This is a genomic window from Pseudomonas sp. XP2 (assembly GCF_053557975.1).
Genome location: NZ_JBNRIK010000004.1, coordinates 145702 through 161855, shown reverse-complemented (window position 1 = coordinate 161855; position 16154 = coordinate 145702). Strand labels below are relative to the sequence as shown.

The window sequence follows — 16154 nt, the reverse complement described above, 5'->3', positions numbered from 1 at the left end:
CATGCCTAATTTCCTCCCCCGGGCAGAGTACTCGGAGGCCTTGCCCGGCTGGCAGCTGGTCAAGCGCTGCGTGGCGGGCGCCCGCGAGGTGCGCAAGCACGATATCTACCTGCCGATGCCGGACCCGGAGAACAAGTCTCCTGAGAACCAGGCGCGGTACAAGCAGTACAAGAAGCGTGCGATGTTTCTGAACATCACCGGGCGCACGCGTACCGGCCTGCTGGGTGCGGTGTTTCGCAAGACTGCAGAGCTGGAGTTGCCCGCCGGGGTCGAGTACCTCAAGGAGAACGCCAGCGGCGATGGCACGAGCCTGGAGCAGCTGTCGAAGGATGCCGTTGGCGAATGCCTGGACGCCGGTCGCGGCGGCTTCCTCGTGGACTTCCCTGCGGTTGAGGGCGTGTCCTCGATGGCTGACATGCAGGGCCGCAGCGCGCTGATTCACCACTACGGCGCCGAGTCGATCATCGACTGGGACGAGCAGGTGGTCGATGGCGTGAAGCGCCTGGTCTATGTCTGCCTGTTGGAGTGCGTGTCCGTGTTCAGTCCGGACAGCCTGGAGCGCACAACGAGCACCCAATATCGCGTGCTGCTGCTGGTTGATGGCCGCTACGTCCAGCGCGTCTACGCCGAAGACGGCAACACCTACACCGAGGTCGCGCCGCTCGACAAGAATGGCCGCCCGTTCGATCACATCCTCTTCAGCTTCTACGGCGCCCAGAACAACGACGCCAGCGTCGACAAGTCCCCACTGGAAGACCTGGCCGATGTGAACATCCTGCACTACGGCAACAGCGCCACGGTGGAGGAGAGCGGCTTCATCAGCAGCCAGCCCACGCTGTTCATCACCACCGATATCAGCGCTGACGAGTTCGCCAAGGTGAACCCGAACGGCATGCACATCGGCTCGACCCGCGGCTACAACCTCGGCAAGAGCGGTACTGCGACCCTCGTCCAGGCAACCGAAAGCCAACTGGCTCGCACGCTGCTGAAGGACAAGGAAGAGCAGATGCTGATGATCGGCGCGCGAATCGTCCAGAAGGCGGGCGGTGCCGAGACAGCAGAGGCCGTGCGCATCCGCTACAGCTCGGACAATAGCGTGCTGGGCACCATCGCCGGCAACGTTTCCGAGGCCCTGAAGCGGGCCATCCTCGACGCAGAGCGCTTCATGATGGGTGAGCCGGATGAGGCCGGGACGGTCTTCTGGCTCAACCAATCGTTCTTTGACGAGACGATGACCGCCCAAGACATCCTGGCCCAGGTCCAACTATGGCAGCAGGGCCTGATTGCGAAGTCGGACCTGCGCACGAACCTGCGCCAGGGTGGTGTGCTGGAGGCGGATCGCACCGACGAGCTGATCGACCTGGAGCGCGAGAGCGAGGCTCCGGTAACTGGCGGGGTCACGGTCGAGGCGGAGGAGTAAATGAGCGCTGACGGATATCTGGAGGATGAGGCCACCCGGCACGCCATCTACGTCCAGCTCTATGCGGCGCACAACGCCGAAGAGATCGCAGCATTCATCGCCCAGGCCATTGATGTTGCCAAGAGCAGGGTGGCTGAAGGCCTGAGCGCATACGGCACCAGGCGCTACGAGCAGCAGATCAGGGTTCTGCAGAAGGACTTGGCCGGGATCTACACCGGGATGAAGGGCCAGATGGAGCTTGAACTTCAGTCCTTCGCCGGCGTGGAGGCCAAGTACAACATCGACCTGCTGGAGCAGGTGGTGAAGCCAAGGGTTCAGCTCAACACTCCTTCTCCGCAGATCGTCACTTCGGCGGCCAAGCTTGATCCGATGGCATTGGAGGCTCGCAAGGGCGTCCAGAAGATCAGCATCAGCGGCGCGCTGGACGAGTTCGGCACCAAGAAGGCCGCCGACATCCTCAGCGAGATCAAGATCGGTTCTGCGCTGGGCGAGACCACTCCGGCAATCGCCCGGCGCCTCAACAGCCTGCACCAGGTGCAGCGTGATCAGGCGTCAGCGCTGGTGAGAACGGCCACAAACCACATCGCCAGTACCGCCCGGGTCGAAACGCTGAAGGCGAACGACGACATTCTGCTGGGCATGCGCCGTATCGCCACGCTCGACTCAAGAACGTCGCTGTACTGCATGAGCATTGACCGGACGATTATCCCGCTTGATGGGCCACGGCCGCCATACCACTGGAACTGCCGGACTACCGTCATCCCGGTGCTCAAGCCTGAGTACGAGCGGAAGATCCCTGGCTCAACGCGGCCATCGGTTGGGCCGGACGGCACGAAGCCTGTGGTCAGTGACACCAGCTACCCCGAATGGCTGGCGCGCCAGTCAGCGGGCTTCCAGAAGGAGGTGCTTGGGCCCTCCCGGTATGCCCTGTTCAAGAAAGGCGAATTGCCTATTGAGCGATTCACGGACGCCAACGGCAAAACGCTGAATCTTCAACAGCTGCGCGAACGCGAGCCTGAGGCTTTCGAGCGGGCCGGCCTGAACTGATCCGCGCCACAAAACGCAGGTCCGCCATTTCGTGGCGCGCATTTCCAAGCCCTGGCTGAGTCAGGGCTTTTTTGTATCCGCAGGCAGGGCCTGCCCAACGTCTCTGGGAGACAGCAATGACCTTGAAATTCCAACTGGACAGCCTCGAAGGCGTCGACGAATCCATTCAGGCCCTTTACGTCGAGAAGGACGGCAAGTTCGTCCTTGGCATCGATGGGCTCCCTCAGCAGGAAGACGTCACCGGCCTGAAGGCCAAGGTGGAAGAACTGCTGGGCGAGAAGAAGGCGGCCGAGAAGGCCCGTCGCGAAGCCGAAGAGAAGGCGCGCACAGAGGCTGAGGAGGCCGCCCGCAAGACTGGCGATGTCGAGGGCCTGGAGAAATCCTGGTCCGAGAAGTACGCCCGCCGTGAAGCAGAGCTGACCGGCCAACTCGAAAGCACCAACAGCACCCTGCAAGGCCAGATCCGGGATCTGACCGTGGGTCGCACCGCTACCGAGATCGCGACCACCCTGGCTGTCCCAGGCAGCGCCAAGGCATTGCTTCCCCACATTGAACGCCGGCTGAGCGTTGAGCAGCGCGACGGTAAACCGACCGTTGTTGTGCTCGACGCCGCCGGCAAGCTCTCGGCGGCAACGCTTGACGAGCTGAAAGCAGAATTCACCAACGATCCGGCCTTCGGCCCGCTGATCGCTGGCAGCAAGGCATCTGGCGGCGGGGCCGGGGGTGCCGGAAAAGGCGGCGGGGCCGCAAGAGGCAACATCGGCGGCACCAAAGAGGAACGCACGGCGGCACTGGCCAGCCGGTTCCCAGACCTTCCATTGAAATAAGGAAATACACCCATGTCCCTGTCGCAAATGCAGGTTTTCAACGAATACATCATGCCGGCGACCATCGAGACGCTGGATCAGATGCTCGTTGCGTTCAACGCCGCCAGCCGCGGCGCCATCGTGCTGTCCCCGGACGGCTTCACCGGCGACTTCCTGCAGGAGTCGTTCTTCCAGACCCTGGCCGCTGCCCAGCGCCGCGTTGATCGCTACGCCGCCAACGGCGCCGCGCCGATCACCGACCTGACCGAGCTGAAAAACACTTCGGTGAAGGTAGCTGGCGGCTTCGGTCCGATCCGCTACGAACCTTCGCAGATGACCTGGCTGGAGCGCCCGACCGCTCAAGGCATCGAGGTCGCGTCCCGCGCGTTCGCCGAGATCCTGCTGAAGGACCAGCTGAACACCGCCATCGCCGCCCTGGTCGCCGCGATCACTGCCCAGGCCGCTGCCGTCAACGACGTGTCGGCCACCGCCGGCATCACCTACGCCGGCCTGAACAACGCTCACGCGAAGTTCGGTGATGCGAGCCAGAACCTGGTCACCCAGGTGATGCAGGGCACCACCTACCACAAGCTGGTGGGTCAGAACCTGGCCAACCAGCAGCAACTGTTCCAGGCCGGTAACGTCCGTGTGATCGACATCCTGGGCAAGGTCTCGGTTGTGACCGATGCCCCGGCGCTGATGCAGGATGGGACCCCGGACAAGGAGATCATCCTGTCTCTGGTCCAGGGTGCGGCTCTGGTGCACGACGGTCGCGACATCATCAGCAACGTCCAGACCACCAACGGCAAGGAGCGGATCGAGACCACTCTGCAGACCGACTACACCTTCGGCCTGGGCCTCAAGGGCTACACCTGGGATGTGACCGCCGGCGGCAAGTCTCCGACCGATGCCGAACTGGCCACTGGGACGAACTGGGACAAGACCGCCACCAGCATCAAGCACACCGCTGGTGTCGCTCTGATCGGTGACGCCTCCAAGTAACCCTGATGGCGGGCTGGGTCGATGGCTTGGCCCGCTGAGGACGTGAGCATGAGCAAGAACAACATCTGGTACTTGGCGGGACCGTTCCACCAGTATCAGGAGAACGTGAAGGCACTGGCTAAGGAAGCCGGTTTGGTAATCGTTGATGCCAACGCTGCTACCAGTCGCAAGGGCGAGGCCAAAGACGTGCCTGAGGTGACCATTCGCCCCGAACTGAAGGCCGTGGCCGTGGTTGTCGAGTCTGGTGGACTGAGCCATGACGATGTCGACCGCCTGACCGCTGAGCTGGCGTCCATCGGCGTGATTGTCGAGTCGTTCGCTGATCAGAGCCTGGAGCGTCCGCAAGGCGAACTGGGCGAAACCGCAGGCCGGCTGCTCCAGGTGCTCGAAGCGGTGAATGCTGGAGTTGCCAGCCTGCAGCGCGAGCGCGACGGCGAAGTCCAGAAGGTAATCGACCTGGAGCAGGAAAAAGCTGATCTGCTCAAGCAGATCGAATCCCTGAAGGCTGCGGCTGCTGATCCTGAGGTCGAGGCTTTGAAGGCTGCGCTGGACAAGGCCGGTGTCACCTACCGCGCCAACGCCTCGAAAGAGTCGCTGCAGAAGCAGGTAGCCGAGCTCGGCCAGCAGTAATCCCGGGGCTGCGGCCCCTCTCATTCAAGCGGAGGCCTGATGGCTACCTACATCACCGTGGCCGCCGTGGATAGCATCCTCGGGGCTAACTGGGCGCCTGACGCCGACAAGGAAGAAGCGGTATTCGAGGCGAACGCCTACCTGACCGCGCTCAACCTGGTTGGCATCGACATGGACGACATCCCCGACGACGTGAAGGAGGCTGGTGCCCGACTGGCCAAGTGCGCATCCCAGGGCAAGCTGTACCAACAGCAGACCGAGGGCTCGCTTGAGGCGAAGACCGTCAAGGCAGGATCGGTGACGACCAGCAAGGCCTTCGGCTCGATCGACAAGGCCAGCGCGGCCGCCCAGCCCGCCTGTGTGCAGCTGGCCCTGGCGCTGCTCGCCCCATGGCGCAGTAACCCGTTCGCCTTCGCTGTAAAAAGGGGGTAGGGATGGGTATTCGCGACGAAATCCAGGCCGACCTGGCCGAAGCCTTTGACGAAGACTTGGCCGATGCGGTCGTACCGTTCTCCGGCGCCTACTTGGGGCCTGGCGTGTGGGACCCAGTCAACGAGACGACCACGGCTCAGCCAGTTACCTACACCGGGCGAGGCGTGCTCGACAGCTACGACAGCCGTCGCGTCGACAACATCAACATCAAGGTTGGCGACGTGCTGCTGATCTGCCTGGCTAACGAAGTCACTGACAGGCCGGCCGTAGGTCACCAGATCACTGCCGACGACCTGATCACTGGCCAGCCGGTGACATACCGAATCGTGAGCCCTGAAATCGACCCGGCCAAAGCCCACTACGAGATCCAGCTGAGGAGGTCGTAATGGCTGGATGGAGCACTCCACCTACCGCATTCGCTGATCAGATTGAAAGCGACCTAGTGAAGCAGGCGAGAATCATCGCCATGGCATTGCTCGGCGACATAGTACAGAGGTCACCGGTAGACACTGGTCGTTTCCGGGGAAATACCGTCGTTAGCATAGGCGCTCCGATCCTCTCGAATAGCGACAATGTGGACAAAACTGGATCCTCGACCATCGCTGCGGGCCAAGCGGTGCTGACCGGGCTGAAGCCGTACACGGTGGTCTACATCCAAAACAACCTTCCATACGCCGAGAAGTTGGAGAACGGGCACTCTAAGCAAGCTCCCAATGGCGTATTTGGCCTTGCCTTCACCGGCGTGGCAGCGGCGTACTCGTCATGACCTATGAGCAGATTCGACAGGCAATAGTGGCTCGCATGGTGTCGTTCACCGGCATTGACCAGGCCAGAATCCTTTATCCGAATGCCCAGATTCCTTCAACGAGCCAGGACACCTCTGGCGCATTCAAACCTCCCGCAACAGGACTCTGGTGCAGGCTTCATATCGGTCACGCGACGGCTTTCATGGTCGGCATGGCTGATCGCCCATACACCAGGAAGCCAGGAATCATCACGGTTCAGTGCTTTGCGCGGTTGCAAACAGGAATCAAGGGATTGAACGAGCTTGCCGACGCGCTGGAGGCACACTTCGCATACTGGAGCAGTGGAGACCTTGAGTGCATCGAGACCAGCCAGGTAGACGCAGGTGAGTTCGAGGGCTTCTACCAGATCAATGTGAACACCCGGTTCCACGCCGGCTGACCCGAAACACCAAGACCCACCCGCCGCGAGCGGGTTTTTTTATGCCCGCAGAACGGAGATAACCCATGAGCAGCGGCGCCCAAGTAACCAGCTACCTGATTCCCGAGGTCACCCCGGGCGTCACTCCACCAACCGGCGCTTGGGATACCCTGCGCCTGACCAGCAATACCCTGTCGCCGACCGTGAACACCCAGGTCAGCGATGAGATCACCGACTCCCGTATCAGCCAGGGTTCGGTCGTGTCCAGCGCCGACATTCAAGGCGACCTGGTAGGCGAGCTGTCCTACGGCACCTTCGATAAGCTGCTGGAGGCCGCCTTCTACGGCACCTGGACTGGTGACGTCCTGACCGTGGGTAGCACCCGCCGCACCTTCACCGTCGCGAAGAACTTCAACGACGTCAGCGTGTACACCCTGTTCAAGGGCATGCACGCTTCGGTCTTCGCCTTGGACATCCCTTCAGACGGCAAGATCACCGCCACCTTCACCATGGCCGGCCTGGACTATGCGGACGGCGACACCAACACCGTTGCCACAATTACCCCGCCGACCACCACCCCGTTCATGTCGAACCTGAACGTGGGCAGCATCACGGTGGATGGCGTCAGCCTGGAAGGCTCGGCCTGCGTATCGGCCTTGACCGTCAACTTGGACAACAGCCTGCAGGCTCAGCGCTGTATCGGTAGCGGCAAGCTTGGCCCGGGGGCGCAGATCGCCACTGAAGCAGCGATCACCGGCACCGTTACCTTGGCCTGGTCGAACCGCGCCTGGCAGATCTGGAAGAACACCTTCAGCCGCAAGACCATCGCGGTGGCGTTTCCGATCACTGACAGCCTTGGCAACCGCTACGACCTGTCGTTCCCGGCCCTTGAAGTGGATGGCGACCTGCCAAACGGCGGCAAGCGCGACCTGATCGAGGTCACGCTCAACTACACCGTTGCCAAGCAGGCCCCGACCATTACCCGGGTGCCATTCGTACCGGTCTCCAGCGTGTCGGTGGCCCCGACCACTGCCTCGATTGCCGTAGCGGCGACCCGCCAACTGACCGCATCTGCGCTGCCATCGGGTGCCGCCCAGAACGTCACCTGGTCCAGCTCGGCGCCGTCGATCGCCACGGTCAACTCCTCCGGCCTGGTCACCGCCGTTGCCGTTGGGTCGGCAGTCATCATCGCCACCAGCGTTTCGGACCAGACCAAGACCGCTACTTCGGCCATCACGGTCACCGCATAACCCGCATCACCTTTCGGTCGCTCCGGCAATAACGCCGGCCGGGGCGGCCTCTTTTATGGCGTGGCGTGAGGATGATTCATGGCTCTCAAATTGAAAAAGACTGACACCAGCAAGAGCGGTGAGGCGCGCTGGGAGAAGTTCGACGAAGACACCCAGGTACTGCTGATGCCGCTGGATAATCAGCAGTACCAGATCGCGCTGGAGCGTATGCGCCGTCGCCTGGATCGAAATGACGCCCAATTCGGAGAAGGCTCGGTTGGCGTGGTCGCTGGCGAGAAGTCCGAGCATGATAACCACTGCATGCTGCTGGCCCAGTTCATCCTTCAGGACTGGCAGGGCGCCCAAGACGAGGATGGAAACCCGCTGAAGTACAGCGAGGCCATCGCCACCGAAATGCTGCGCGGCGATACCGATTTCTTCGTGTTTGTCATCAAGCGAGCAGCAACCATCGCGGCCGACAACAAAAAGGAGCAGGAAGAGATCAAGGGAAAGCAGTCGACCGCTTCAAGTGGGAGCGAGACTGGGGTTCTTCAAGCGTAAAGAAGAGCCTGATCTACCAGAAACTGCGCATTGCGGTACCAGATGAGCCTGAGCTGGATGTGATCACCGGCAGCCTGCTGAATGCGTTCCGAAATGCGGCGCGCGGCCGGCGCTACCTGGTCGGGGCCACTGCAGTGCAGCCGCTGAGGCTTTCAGCCCGCGAGATCACCGACTGGCTTGAGGTGCACCCACTGCCGCTGCCCAGGCGGCTTGTGGACGAGGTGATATTCGCTTTGGATGAAGCAGCGCTGGCGGAAGAAAACGAATAGAAAGAGGTCATGCCATGACTGGAAACCAATCATTCACCGCTGTGCTGCCCGAGCTGCTGTCTACCCCAGGCGAATGCGAGCAGGCAGAGCTGGATAGGTTACGCGAGCTGGAAAAGGTGGCGATGCAACTCACCCATGGACTGGGCTTTGGGCGCTGGAATGTGCCGAATAAGGGTGGTGTGGCAGGAAACCTCGTGGCCGCTGTAACGGATCTGCATCTTGATGCAGAGCTTGAGGCAGAGGTTCGCCAAGCTTACGAGAAAAAACTCGTAGAGCTCGGCGTTGACGTGAAGGCTATTTCAGAAGCTGTTGTAGTCGAGCCTGGCCCGCTTCTGTGATGGTGTCGCCGCCTAGAGGTCTGATGCGATATCTACCCGACGCAAAGAGCGTTATTTTGAAGCGCACGTAAGGCGATCTCGAAAGTGCATCGCCATCCTGGTAGCTCATCTGCTTCTGGAGCTCTTCGAAATTGATCTCTTTGTTGACGTATCGGTGATAGCAGACAAGGGCTTTATCCACGATGGGGTAGTTCACTGTCACGCTGAGACTCATGCGACCTCCTGGTCGATTTTGCCCTGGTCCATGGGCTTGCCGGCAATGGACCGGGGCGGATGATAGGAGGCGAAACGCTACTACGGTGCCGGGCTGGCCGGTTACTGGGTTTCCATCCACGCTGGATGGGCGGACAGGTCTGCCGGGTTTTGGCGCTTCCTGCTGATGGTGGTAGATTGCCACCTTCAATCAAGGAGTTTCCCATGAACAAAGGAAGTATCTTCGCCGCGCTCGCCATCATGGCCATCCCCGCCGTCGCCAGCGCCGCTGCTGAATCTAGCTCCGTGTCGATGAGCTTCGAGAAATGCCAAGCAGCTCAAGCCAATACCATCGCACAGCTGAATGTCCCGCCTGGCGATATCGTGCACATCGTGAACACCAGCGCCATGACCATGACCAGGGTTTATGTGGCAGACGGCAGCGTGATCATCACCTGCAGTGCCCCGGACAACAAAATGGTTATCACGAAGTCGTCGGAAGGGCGTTGATGCCTGATCGCTACGGTGAATGGTAGATTACTGATATCTACAGGGAGTTTCTCGAATGCGGCTAATCATCGTCCTTCTGCTGATCATCATCTTCATTCTGGCGCCGTGGCTGATCGTTGTCGCCATAGGCGCGGCAGCCGTCTATGGCGTGTATGTTCTGGCTGCTTCGGCAGTTGCTGGCCTGCTTGTGGCTATTTTCCTGCTCAGGCGTCGGCCGTCTTCTGGGCAAAGTCCGCAGATGCGAGAAGCCATTAGGCGCGCCAACAGGCAGGCGAAGGAGAAAAGTGACCTCGCCTGGGTGAATGGCCACGTGGAGCAGACTGATGAAGGGCCGGCGCGAGAAGAAAAGGCTCCTGATACGGTAAGAGTTTGCCGTGACTGCCAAGTCGAAGTTATGCCAGGGGAGTTCAGCTGCAGTTCATGCAGAAAGAAAATAACCTGAACCCAAAAAATACTTGAAGCCCGCCATGCGCGGGTTTTTTAATGCCCGGAGAAAAGCATGGCCCTGAAATCTCGACTCGAGGTTGAAGTAGACGGTCGCACCGCAGAGCAGCAGGTAAATGCTATCCGCGTGGCACTGGATGCTCTCACCCAGGCCGGCCTGCGAACTGGCCCGGCTATGGCAAGTGTGTTCAATAGCGTTTCAGGGTCGGTCAGCAGCATCAATGCGGCAACCACCAGCATTAAGGCAGCCCAGGCAGCATTGAATGGCCTGGGTACAGCAGGCTCAAAAGCCGGGCAGTCGCTTTCTGGGGCGTCCGGGAGCTTGTCCACTACCGGAGCAAATGCCACGGCAGCAGAGGCCAGACTTGCAGCCGCCACCCGAGCCATGAATGAGCTGCAGCAGTCCTCGCTGCGGACCACGGCAGCACTGAATGGAGTTGGCGGCTCTGTTACCGTTTCTACCAGGAATGCCGCCGGGGGCGTCAACGGGCTGAACAGCAGCATGTCGTCATTGCGGTCGACGGCCGCTGACCTGGCCGGGCCGCTGCTCGCTATGTTCGGCGGCGCCACGCTGACAAAGTCTATCTACGACGCAGCGGAAGCATACTCATCGCTAACCAACCGCATGAGGTTGGTAACTGAAACTGCCAACGAGCTCAGCACTGCTCAATCAGCTGTTTTCCAGATCGCGCAGAGCGCATATCAGCCTCTGACCGCCACGGCCGAGTTGTATCAGCGAATCGCTACCAACCAAAAAGAACTCAAGCTGACTGGCGAGGGTGTGGCCGGAATCGTTGGCACCATCAGCAAAACCCTCGCAATATCTGGCGCCTCTGCCGCGTCATCCAGCGCTGCTCTGGTACAACTTGGCCAGGCATTCGCATCCGGAACGCTGCGCGGCGAAGAATTGAACAGCGTGATGGAGCAAGCGCCCGCACTGGCCCAGGCAATTGCTGCTGGCATGGGGAAGACGGTGGGCGAGTTGCGTGCGCTCGGGGCTGCCGGTCTTCTTACCGCTGAAGCTGTCGTCCAGGCGCTGCAAAAACAAGAGGCTGCGGTAGACGCTCTGTTCAACAAGACCGCAGTGACGATCGGCAACAGCCTGACCGCATTTGGAAACTCGTTCACGCAGATGATTGGCAAACTCGATCAGGTCAGCGGTGCTAGCCAGGCTATTGCCAGCAGTATCGTAGATGTATCGAAAGTCTTTGACTCCCTGACTTCTGGATCCTCTGAGGTTGCTAAGACCGTGGAGTATGCCGGGGCTGTGATGGCTGGCGTTGGGGCTGCTGGCGCCGCGCTACTTTCAGCCAAGTTGCTTCGCCTTGCTTCGGCAAGCGCAGCAAGCAGGGTGGCGGCAATAGCGCAAGCAGAGGCAACTCTTAACGCGGCCAACCAGGATCGGATCAAGGCCCAGACTGCGACAATTCTTGCTGAGCGTGAGGCTATTGCTGCGAGGGGTACGGCCGCTCAGACCATAGCATCTATTGCGCTGGCTGAGGCCAGGATGAACGAGGCCAAGGCCACGGCTGCTGCAAGCGCGGCCCAAGCGGGGATGAGGTCGGCATATCTTGGCATTCTTTCATCCCTGGGAGGCCCGCTGGGGCTGGCAGTTTTAGTCGGAACCCTTGCTGCAAGCTACATCCTTATGAAGGACAACTCCGACGACGCCACCAAGGCTCTCGATGCCCAAGGCCTAACTGTTGACCAGCTGGTCGAGAAGTTCAACGAGCTCGGCAAGGCTCAGCAGCGCGTCAAGCTGATCGAGTGGGTCGACGAGCGTGCAGAGAAGGTTGAAGCTGCTACCGAGTCGCTCAAGAAGTACGCCGATGCTGAGAAGGTTTTGGGGCTTGACGATGGCCTTTCTGGCCAGTTCCGTGGACTGATAAAAGAGGTTGAGAACGGAAAGCGCGACCTTGACAGCGTTACCGAGTGGCTGAAGAGCACCGCCAATATCTCGCCCGACGTGGAAAGAGCCTTGTCGGTCATTGCAGCCGAATACGAGAAGAGTGCGCAGCGCGGAAAAGATCTCGCGACCGTGCTGGAGCAAGTTGACGGCGCCAATGCCAAGACCGCCAAGGGCACAGCATCACTTTCTTCGGCTCAGGCTGGAGCATCTGGTCAAACCAAGGCCCAGACGGCAGAAACAGAGAAGCTCATCGCCAAAATGCGCGAAGAGATTGCCCTGTACGGCGCCAACGAGAAGGCCATCGCTGCCTACAACGCTACGAAGCTCAAGATGACTGCGGAGCAGCGCAAGGAGGTTGAGGTTCTGGGCTCAATCCAAGACGCCCAGAAAAAATACAAGGAGGCGATTCAGGAAAACGACAAGGTACAGCAGGCGGCGCTTAAGGCTCAGCTGGTAGCCCTCTATACCCAGCAGCAGGCAGCCGAGGATGCAGCGGCAGCGGTCAAGAAATCGCACGAAGACGCTGCTAAGGCGGCAAAGGAAAGTGCGGACAAGCAGCTTGAGCAGATGAATCGGGTGGTGTCGGCGGCCAGGAATCTTGTGTTCCCCGGCACGCCCCGCCAGAACTTGGCCGGTTACGGTCTTCTCACCAATGGCGGCACACCCGAAGCGCCTAAGGTGCTTCCTCGCAAAACGCCCCAGCAACTGGCAAATGAGGCCATCAGCCAGCTAAGCGAAACAACTGATCCGAACAAAAGCACCCTTAAGGATGCGAAGGTTCTGGAGAATGCGGGCCAAAAGCTTCTGGATGACGCCCGCCAGCGTTACGCAGTACTCCAGCAGCAGAGTAAGGAAATTCAACTTCAAGGTAGTGGCGGCAAGGCGCTGGGCACCGAAGCCAAGAAGCTGATCGAGCTCGAAACCGAGATCGCCAGCCTCAAGGAGAAGAAGACCCTCACCGCCTCGCAGAAGCAGATCCTCGCGATGGCCGAGCTGAACCTGGCGCAGCAGAAGCAGAACGTTGCGCTGGAAAAGGCGAACGAGCTGATCAAGGAGCGGCTGGAGAACGACGCCAAGCTGAGAGCCTTTACAGAGAGCCTGAAGTCCGAGACCGACCTTGCGCGCCAGGGCCTGTCGACTGAGTTGGCGGGCGCGGGGCAAAGCGACAGAGCACGTAATCGCCTCCAGGATGATCTGAAAATCCAGCAGGAATATCAGAAAAAGCTGGAGAAGCTGACCTACGACTACAACAAGATCAAGAACCCCACGTCCGAGGATTCGGACCTCTACAAGGGCGAGACCCAGGCCCTGCAAGCAGCCCTGGCCACGCGCATGGCTGACCAGCAGAACTACTACGCCGCGCAGGATGCAATGCGGTCGGAGTGGCTCACTGGGGTGTCGGAGTCTTGGCAGAACTACGTCGATATCGCCACCAACTACAACGAGCAGGCCCGGGCGGCTACCGAGTCGATCCTTGGCGACACAACTTCGTCGATCTCCGGCAGCATTCAGGGCATCATCAAGGGCACGGAAAGCCTGGGGGATGCCTTTGGCAACCTGGCGGGCACCATCGCCAACTCGATGCTGACAGCGTTCGCCGACATCACAGCCCGATTCTTGGTCATGCAGGCGCTGAAACTCGCCGGCATCGAGACGGAAAAGGGCGCCGTGGTGGTAGCCGAAGGCGAGAAGGCTGCCGCGAAGGTTGCGGCAGACGGCATCGCCGAGGCGTCCACCCTGTCCACGATCGCTACCACCCTGGCGGCGAACGTTTCTGCGGCTGTGGAGACCCTGGCCTCTTGGGCGCCGGCGGCACTGGTCGCATCGATCGGTTCCTTCGGTGCTGCGGCTGTGGTCGGTGGTACTGCGCTGATTGCAGCCTATGCCCTGATCCGTGGAATCAGCGGCGGGTTTGCTGAGGGCGGCTACACCGGTCCTGGTGGCAAGTACGAGCCAGCTGGTGTGGTGCACAAAGGCGAGGTGGTCTGGTCCCAGGCTGACATCCGCCGCTTTGGCGGCGTCTCTGCAGTCGAGGCTCTGCGGACTGGCAACGTCACGCCTATCACGTCGGCGCGCGTGACCGGGGGCTCTCAGTCCGGAACCGCCAGCGCGCCTGGAATCCAGCAAAACATTAACGTCCACAACTACTCCAGCGCACAGGTGGAACAACGGCGCATGCCTAACGGAGACATCGATTTCATTATCCGAGAGGCAACTGACCGGGCCGTACAAGAGGTCGCTGGGCAGTTCGCGACAGGCTACGGCGATGTTGTTGATTCGTATGAGAGTGCATATGGGCGCCGTCGAACAGGCGGCTAACAGACAAATCAGGAGATACACATGGAACAGCAAGTAGTTGAAGCGACCAATGCACCAGCCTATTACCCGGTCTTGGCGCTTGTCTCCGAAGGCTGGGCTGACATCGCGCACGGAGCAGTCTTCGACCTTTCGGCAGTTGAGCTGAGCATTGGCTTCCCTTGCGGGCTGGCGATCATCGATCGCGATGGGGCGTTACTGCCTGAGACCGTAAAGGTGGACATCCAGGTGATGCAGGTTTCCGAGGATGGCGTCGAGTCTGGCGAATGGGTAGATTCCTTCAGCGGCGACTGGACCATGGGATCCTTGGATCATTATGCAGATGCGATTCAGTTAATCGGCGACGGTTTCGTTCGAGTTCGAGCCCGAAAATCATCGTCATCCAGCGAATATGCCCGGGTCGACACCGTGCTGAAAATCACGCTCAAGCCAGAAGAAAATGATGGCCTTGATGATTGGCAGCGGGAAAACAAGCAAGGGCGTGTGAACTGGGAAAGGATGCGGCGCTCGCTTGATGAGAAAGAAAGGCAAGCCCGCATACTGCATCACAGGCTTGCCCGGATCGAAGAGGCCCTTGGATTGGCCCCCTTCGCTTAGCGCTTCACGAATCCGTCTGCAAAGCGCTGCACTGTGTGTCTGTCAGCCGGCAATGCATAGGCTCGATCGCATTCCTTGACCTCCTCAAGCGCTGTTGCAATTACAGCGTCCAGCGCCTCCTGACCTTGATTGGCCTTGATGTGCTGGCAGAGGCCGGTAACCAAGCAGCGAACTGATGAAAGCTCGGTGCTCAGCCTTGTGATCATCTCGTGCAGCTCTCTTTCGGCATCCGTTGGGTATTCAAAACTCATAAGACATTCCTGTTCAGTATTTATCCAATCCCCGCCGGCTCCTACACCTTGGGGCGCTTGGAGGATATGACGGAGTGGTCGCAAATAGCCATGACATGAGGAGTGGCAATGATTCAATACCCGGCAGAATTGCCACTTCCTCTGCAGGAGGGGTATGGCCTGAGCACGGTTGATCCGATGCGGGCTACCCAGATGGCCACTGGGCGCACGCGGTACCGGGTCAGGCACAGGTATGTGCCAACCGAGGTGAAGGTCAATTTCAACTTCAGCCAGGAAGAGGCGGGGATCTTCGAGGCCTGGTACGCGCGGACCATCGACAATGGTTTCGAGTGGTTCGAGATCCGGCTACAGACCCCGGCAGGATTCACTACCTACCAGGCGCACTTCAAGGGCATTTATCAAGGCCCTGACCTGACGCAGATTACGCGCTGGCGGTACTCGGCCGTGCTTCAACTGAAAGAAAGGCCGCTTATCCCGGCCGGATGGGAGCAGTTCCCGCAGTACTGGCTGAACAAGAACGTAATCGACCTCGCTATGAACAAGGAGTGGCCTGAAGTATGAGCCTAATCGAGGAGTGTTACGCCTCGGGCAGGGGCGAGCTGGTCGATACCATCGAGGCGCGGGAGGAGGGCGGCACTTTCTCCCACCTCTACTGCTCAGGCTGGGAGGACCGGGTGTGCACCACCGAGGACGGTCGCACACTGACCTTCATCGCGATGGCCATGGACCTGGCCCTGCCGAAGAACGACAACAGCGCGTTCCAGAACCTGGTGCTGGGCTTGGACAACGTCACAGGCGAGGTGCAGGAGGTGGTGGAGGCGGCGAAGGCTGCCGACAAGCGCTTCATCATCACCTTCCGGCGCTATCTGGCCGAGGACCTGTCTTTCCCGCAAGAGCGGTACCGCATGACGCTGCTCAGTCGTGAATATGAAGACGACGTGGCGAAGCTCACCGCTGGCTTCTTCGACCTGCTCAACACCAACGGTCTGCGCACCGTGCTGACCACCTCTCTTGCACCTGGCCTGAAGTACATCTGA

The 16154-nt window shown here is 60.2% G+C and carries 20 protein-coding genes; 19 read left to right on the top strand and 1 reads right to left on the bottom strand.

Annotated features, from left to right (window positions below; genetic code table 11):
• Position 1 precedes the first annotated feature (1 nt).
• From ACK1VC_RS07010 to ACK1VC_RS06930, 17 genes are all read left to right on the top strand, one after another.
• Complete coding sequence (locus ACK1VC_RS07010) at positions 2 to 1420, top strand: DUF4055 domain-containing protein (protein WP_449117907.1); 1419 nt, start codon at positions 2 to 4, stop codon at positions 1418 to 1420.
• Positions 1421 to 2467, top strand: coding sequence for a phage minor head protein (locus ACK1VC_RS07005; protein WP_449117906.1), 1047 nt, complete (start codon positions 1421 to 1423; stop codon positions 2465 to 2467).
• A gap of 116 nt (positions 2468 to 2583) precedes the next feature.
• Positions 2584 to 3294, top strand: coding sequence for a hypothetical protein (locus tag ACK1VC_RS07000; RefSeq protein WP_449117905.1), 711 nt, complete (start codon positions 2584 to 2586; stop codon positions 3292 to 3294).
• Positions 3295 to 3306: 12 nt separating this feature from the next.
• Positions 3307 to 4275 carry a major capsid protein gene (locus ACK1VC_RS06995; protein ID WP_016487763.1) on the top strand — a complete coding sequence of 323 codons (969 nt, stop codon included), beginning with the start codon at positions 3307 to 3309 and terminating at the stop codon, positions 4273 to 4275.
• A 48-nt stretch (positions 4276 to 4323) separates the two neighbouring features.
• Positions 4324 to 4905: a hypothetical protein gene (locus ACK1VC_RS06990; protein WP_046787135.1), complete on the top strand. Its 582-nt coding sequence runs from the start codon at positions 4324 to 4326 to the stop codon at positions 4903 to 4905.
• A gap of 39 nt (positions 4906 to 4944) precedes the next feature.
• Complete coding sequence (locus ACK1VC_RS06985; RefSeq protein ID WP_449117904.1) at positions 4945 to 5337, top strand: protein singed; 393 nt, start codon at positions 4945 to 4947, stop codon at positions 5335 to 5337.
• Between the two features lie 2 nt (positions 5338 to 5339).
• Positions 5340 to 5723: a glutamate 5-kinase gene (locus ACK1VC_RS06980; RefSeq protein ID WP_449117903.1), complete on the top strand. Its 384-nt coding sequence runs from the start codon at positions 5340 to 5342 to the stop codon at positions 5721 to 5723.
• Positions 5723 to 6103: an HK97 gp10 family phage protein gene (locus tag ACK1VC_RS06975; RefSeq protein ID WP_449117902.1), complete on the top strand. Its 381-nt coding sequence runs from the start codon at positions 5723 to 5725 to the stop codon at positions 6101 to 6103. Before ACK1VC_RS06980 ends, ACK1VC_RS06975 begins: the two co-directional genes overlap by 1 nt.
• Complete coding sequence (locus ACK1VC_RS06970) at positions 6100 to 6522, top strand: hypothetical protein (protein WP_449117901.1); 423 nt, start codon at positions 6100 to 6102, stop codon at positions 6520 to 6522. Before ACK1VC_RS06975 ends, ACK1VC_RS06970 begins: the two co-directional genes overlap by 4 nt.
• 65 nt (positions 6523 to 6587) lie before the next feature.
• A complete protein-coding gene (locus ACK1VC_RS06965) occupies positions 6588 to 7751 on the top strand; it encodes a phage tail tube protein (RefSeq protein WP_449117900.1) in 1164 nt (387 codons plus the stop codon).
• A 78-nt stretch (positions 7752 to 7829) separates the two neighbouring features.
• Positions 7830 to 8291: a hypothetical protein gene (locus ACK1VC_RS06960; RefSeq protein WP_064614185.1), complete on the top strand. Its 462-nt coding sequence runs from the start codon at positions 7830 to 7832 to the stop codon at positions 8289 to 8291.
• A 59-nt stretch (positions 8292 to 8350) separates the two neighbouring features.
• The gene (locus ACK1VC_RS06955; protein WP_449117899.1) at positions 8351 to 8560 is read left to right on the top strand and encodes a hypothetical protein; all 210 of its coding nucleotides are present in this window, start codon (positions 8351 to 8353) and stop codon (positions 8558 to 8560) included.
• Between the two features lie 14 nt (positions 8561 to 8574).
• Entirely contained in the window at positions 8575 to 8898 is a 324-nt protein-coding gene (locus ACK1VC_RS06950) for a hypothetical protein (RefSeq protein WP_060489611.1), read from the top strand.
• Positions 8899 to 9315: 417 nt separating this feature from the next.
• Positions 9316 to 9600: a hypothetical protein gene (locus ACK1VC_RS06945; RefSeq protein WP_054830723.1), complete on the top strand. Its 285-nt coding sequence runs from the start codon at positions 9316 to 9318 to the stop codon at positions 9598 to 9600.
• A gap of 55 nt (positions 9601 to 9655) precedes the next feature.
• Positions 9656 to 10042 carry a hypothetical protein gene (locus ACK1VC_RS06940; RefSeq protein WP_054830724.1) on the top strand — a complete coding sequence of 129 codons (387 nt, stop codon included), beginning with the start codon at positions 9656 to 9658 and terminating at the stop codon, positions 10040 to 10042.
• A gap of 57 nt (positions 10043 to 10099) precedes the next feature.
• Positions 10100 to 14272 carry a tape measure protein gene (locus ACK1VC_RS06935; RefSeq protein WP_449117898.1) on the top strand — a complete coding sequence of 1391 codons (4173 nt, stop codon included), beginning with the start codon at positions 10100 to 10102 and terminating at the stop codon, positions 14270 to 14272.
• A gap of 21 nt (positions 14273 to 14293) precedes the next feature.
• Entirely contained in the window at positions 14294 to 14866 is a 573-nt protein-coding gene (locus tag ACK1VC_RS06930; protein ID WP_280091202.1) for a hypothetical protein, read from the top strand.
• Here the strand turns inward: ACK1VC_RS06930 and ACK1VC_RS06925 are convergent.
• Positions 14863 to 15117 (bottom strand): hypothetical protein, encoded by a 255-nt coding sequence (locus tag ACK1VC_RS06925; RefSeq protein WP_449117897.1) that lies wholly within the window; start codon positions 15115 to 15117, stop codon positions 14863 to 14865. The genes ACK1VC_RS06930 and ACK1VC_RS06925 overlap by 4 nt on opposite strands.
• Before the next feature lie 108 nt (positions 15118 to 15225).
• Here ACK1VC_RS06925 and ACK1VC_RS06920 point away from each other — a divergent pair, with 108 nt between their 5' ends.
• Both ACK1VC_RS06920 and ACK1VC_RS06915 read left to right on the top strand, forming a co-directional pair.
• Positions 15226 to 15678 carry a transposase gene (locus ACK1VC_RS06920; protein WP_449117896.1) on the top strand — a complete coding sequence of 151 codons (453 nt, stop codon included), beginning with the start codon at positions 15226 to 15228 and terminating at the stop codon, positions 15676 to 15678.
• On the top strand, positions 15675 to 16154 hold the full coding sequence (locus ACK1VC_RS06915) for a DUF1833 family protein (RefSeq protein ID WP_449117895.1): 480 nt from the start codon (positions 15675 to 15677) through the stop codon (positions 16152 to 16154). The genes ACK1VC_RS06920 and ACK1VC_RS06915 overlap by 4 nt, the downstream gene beginning before the upstream one ends.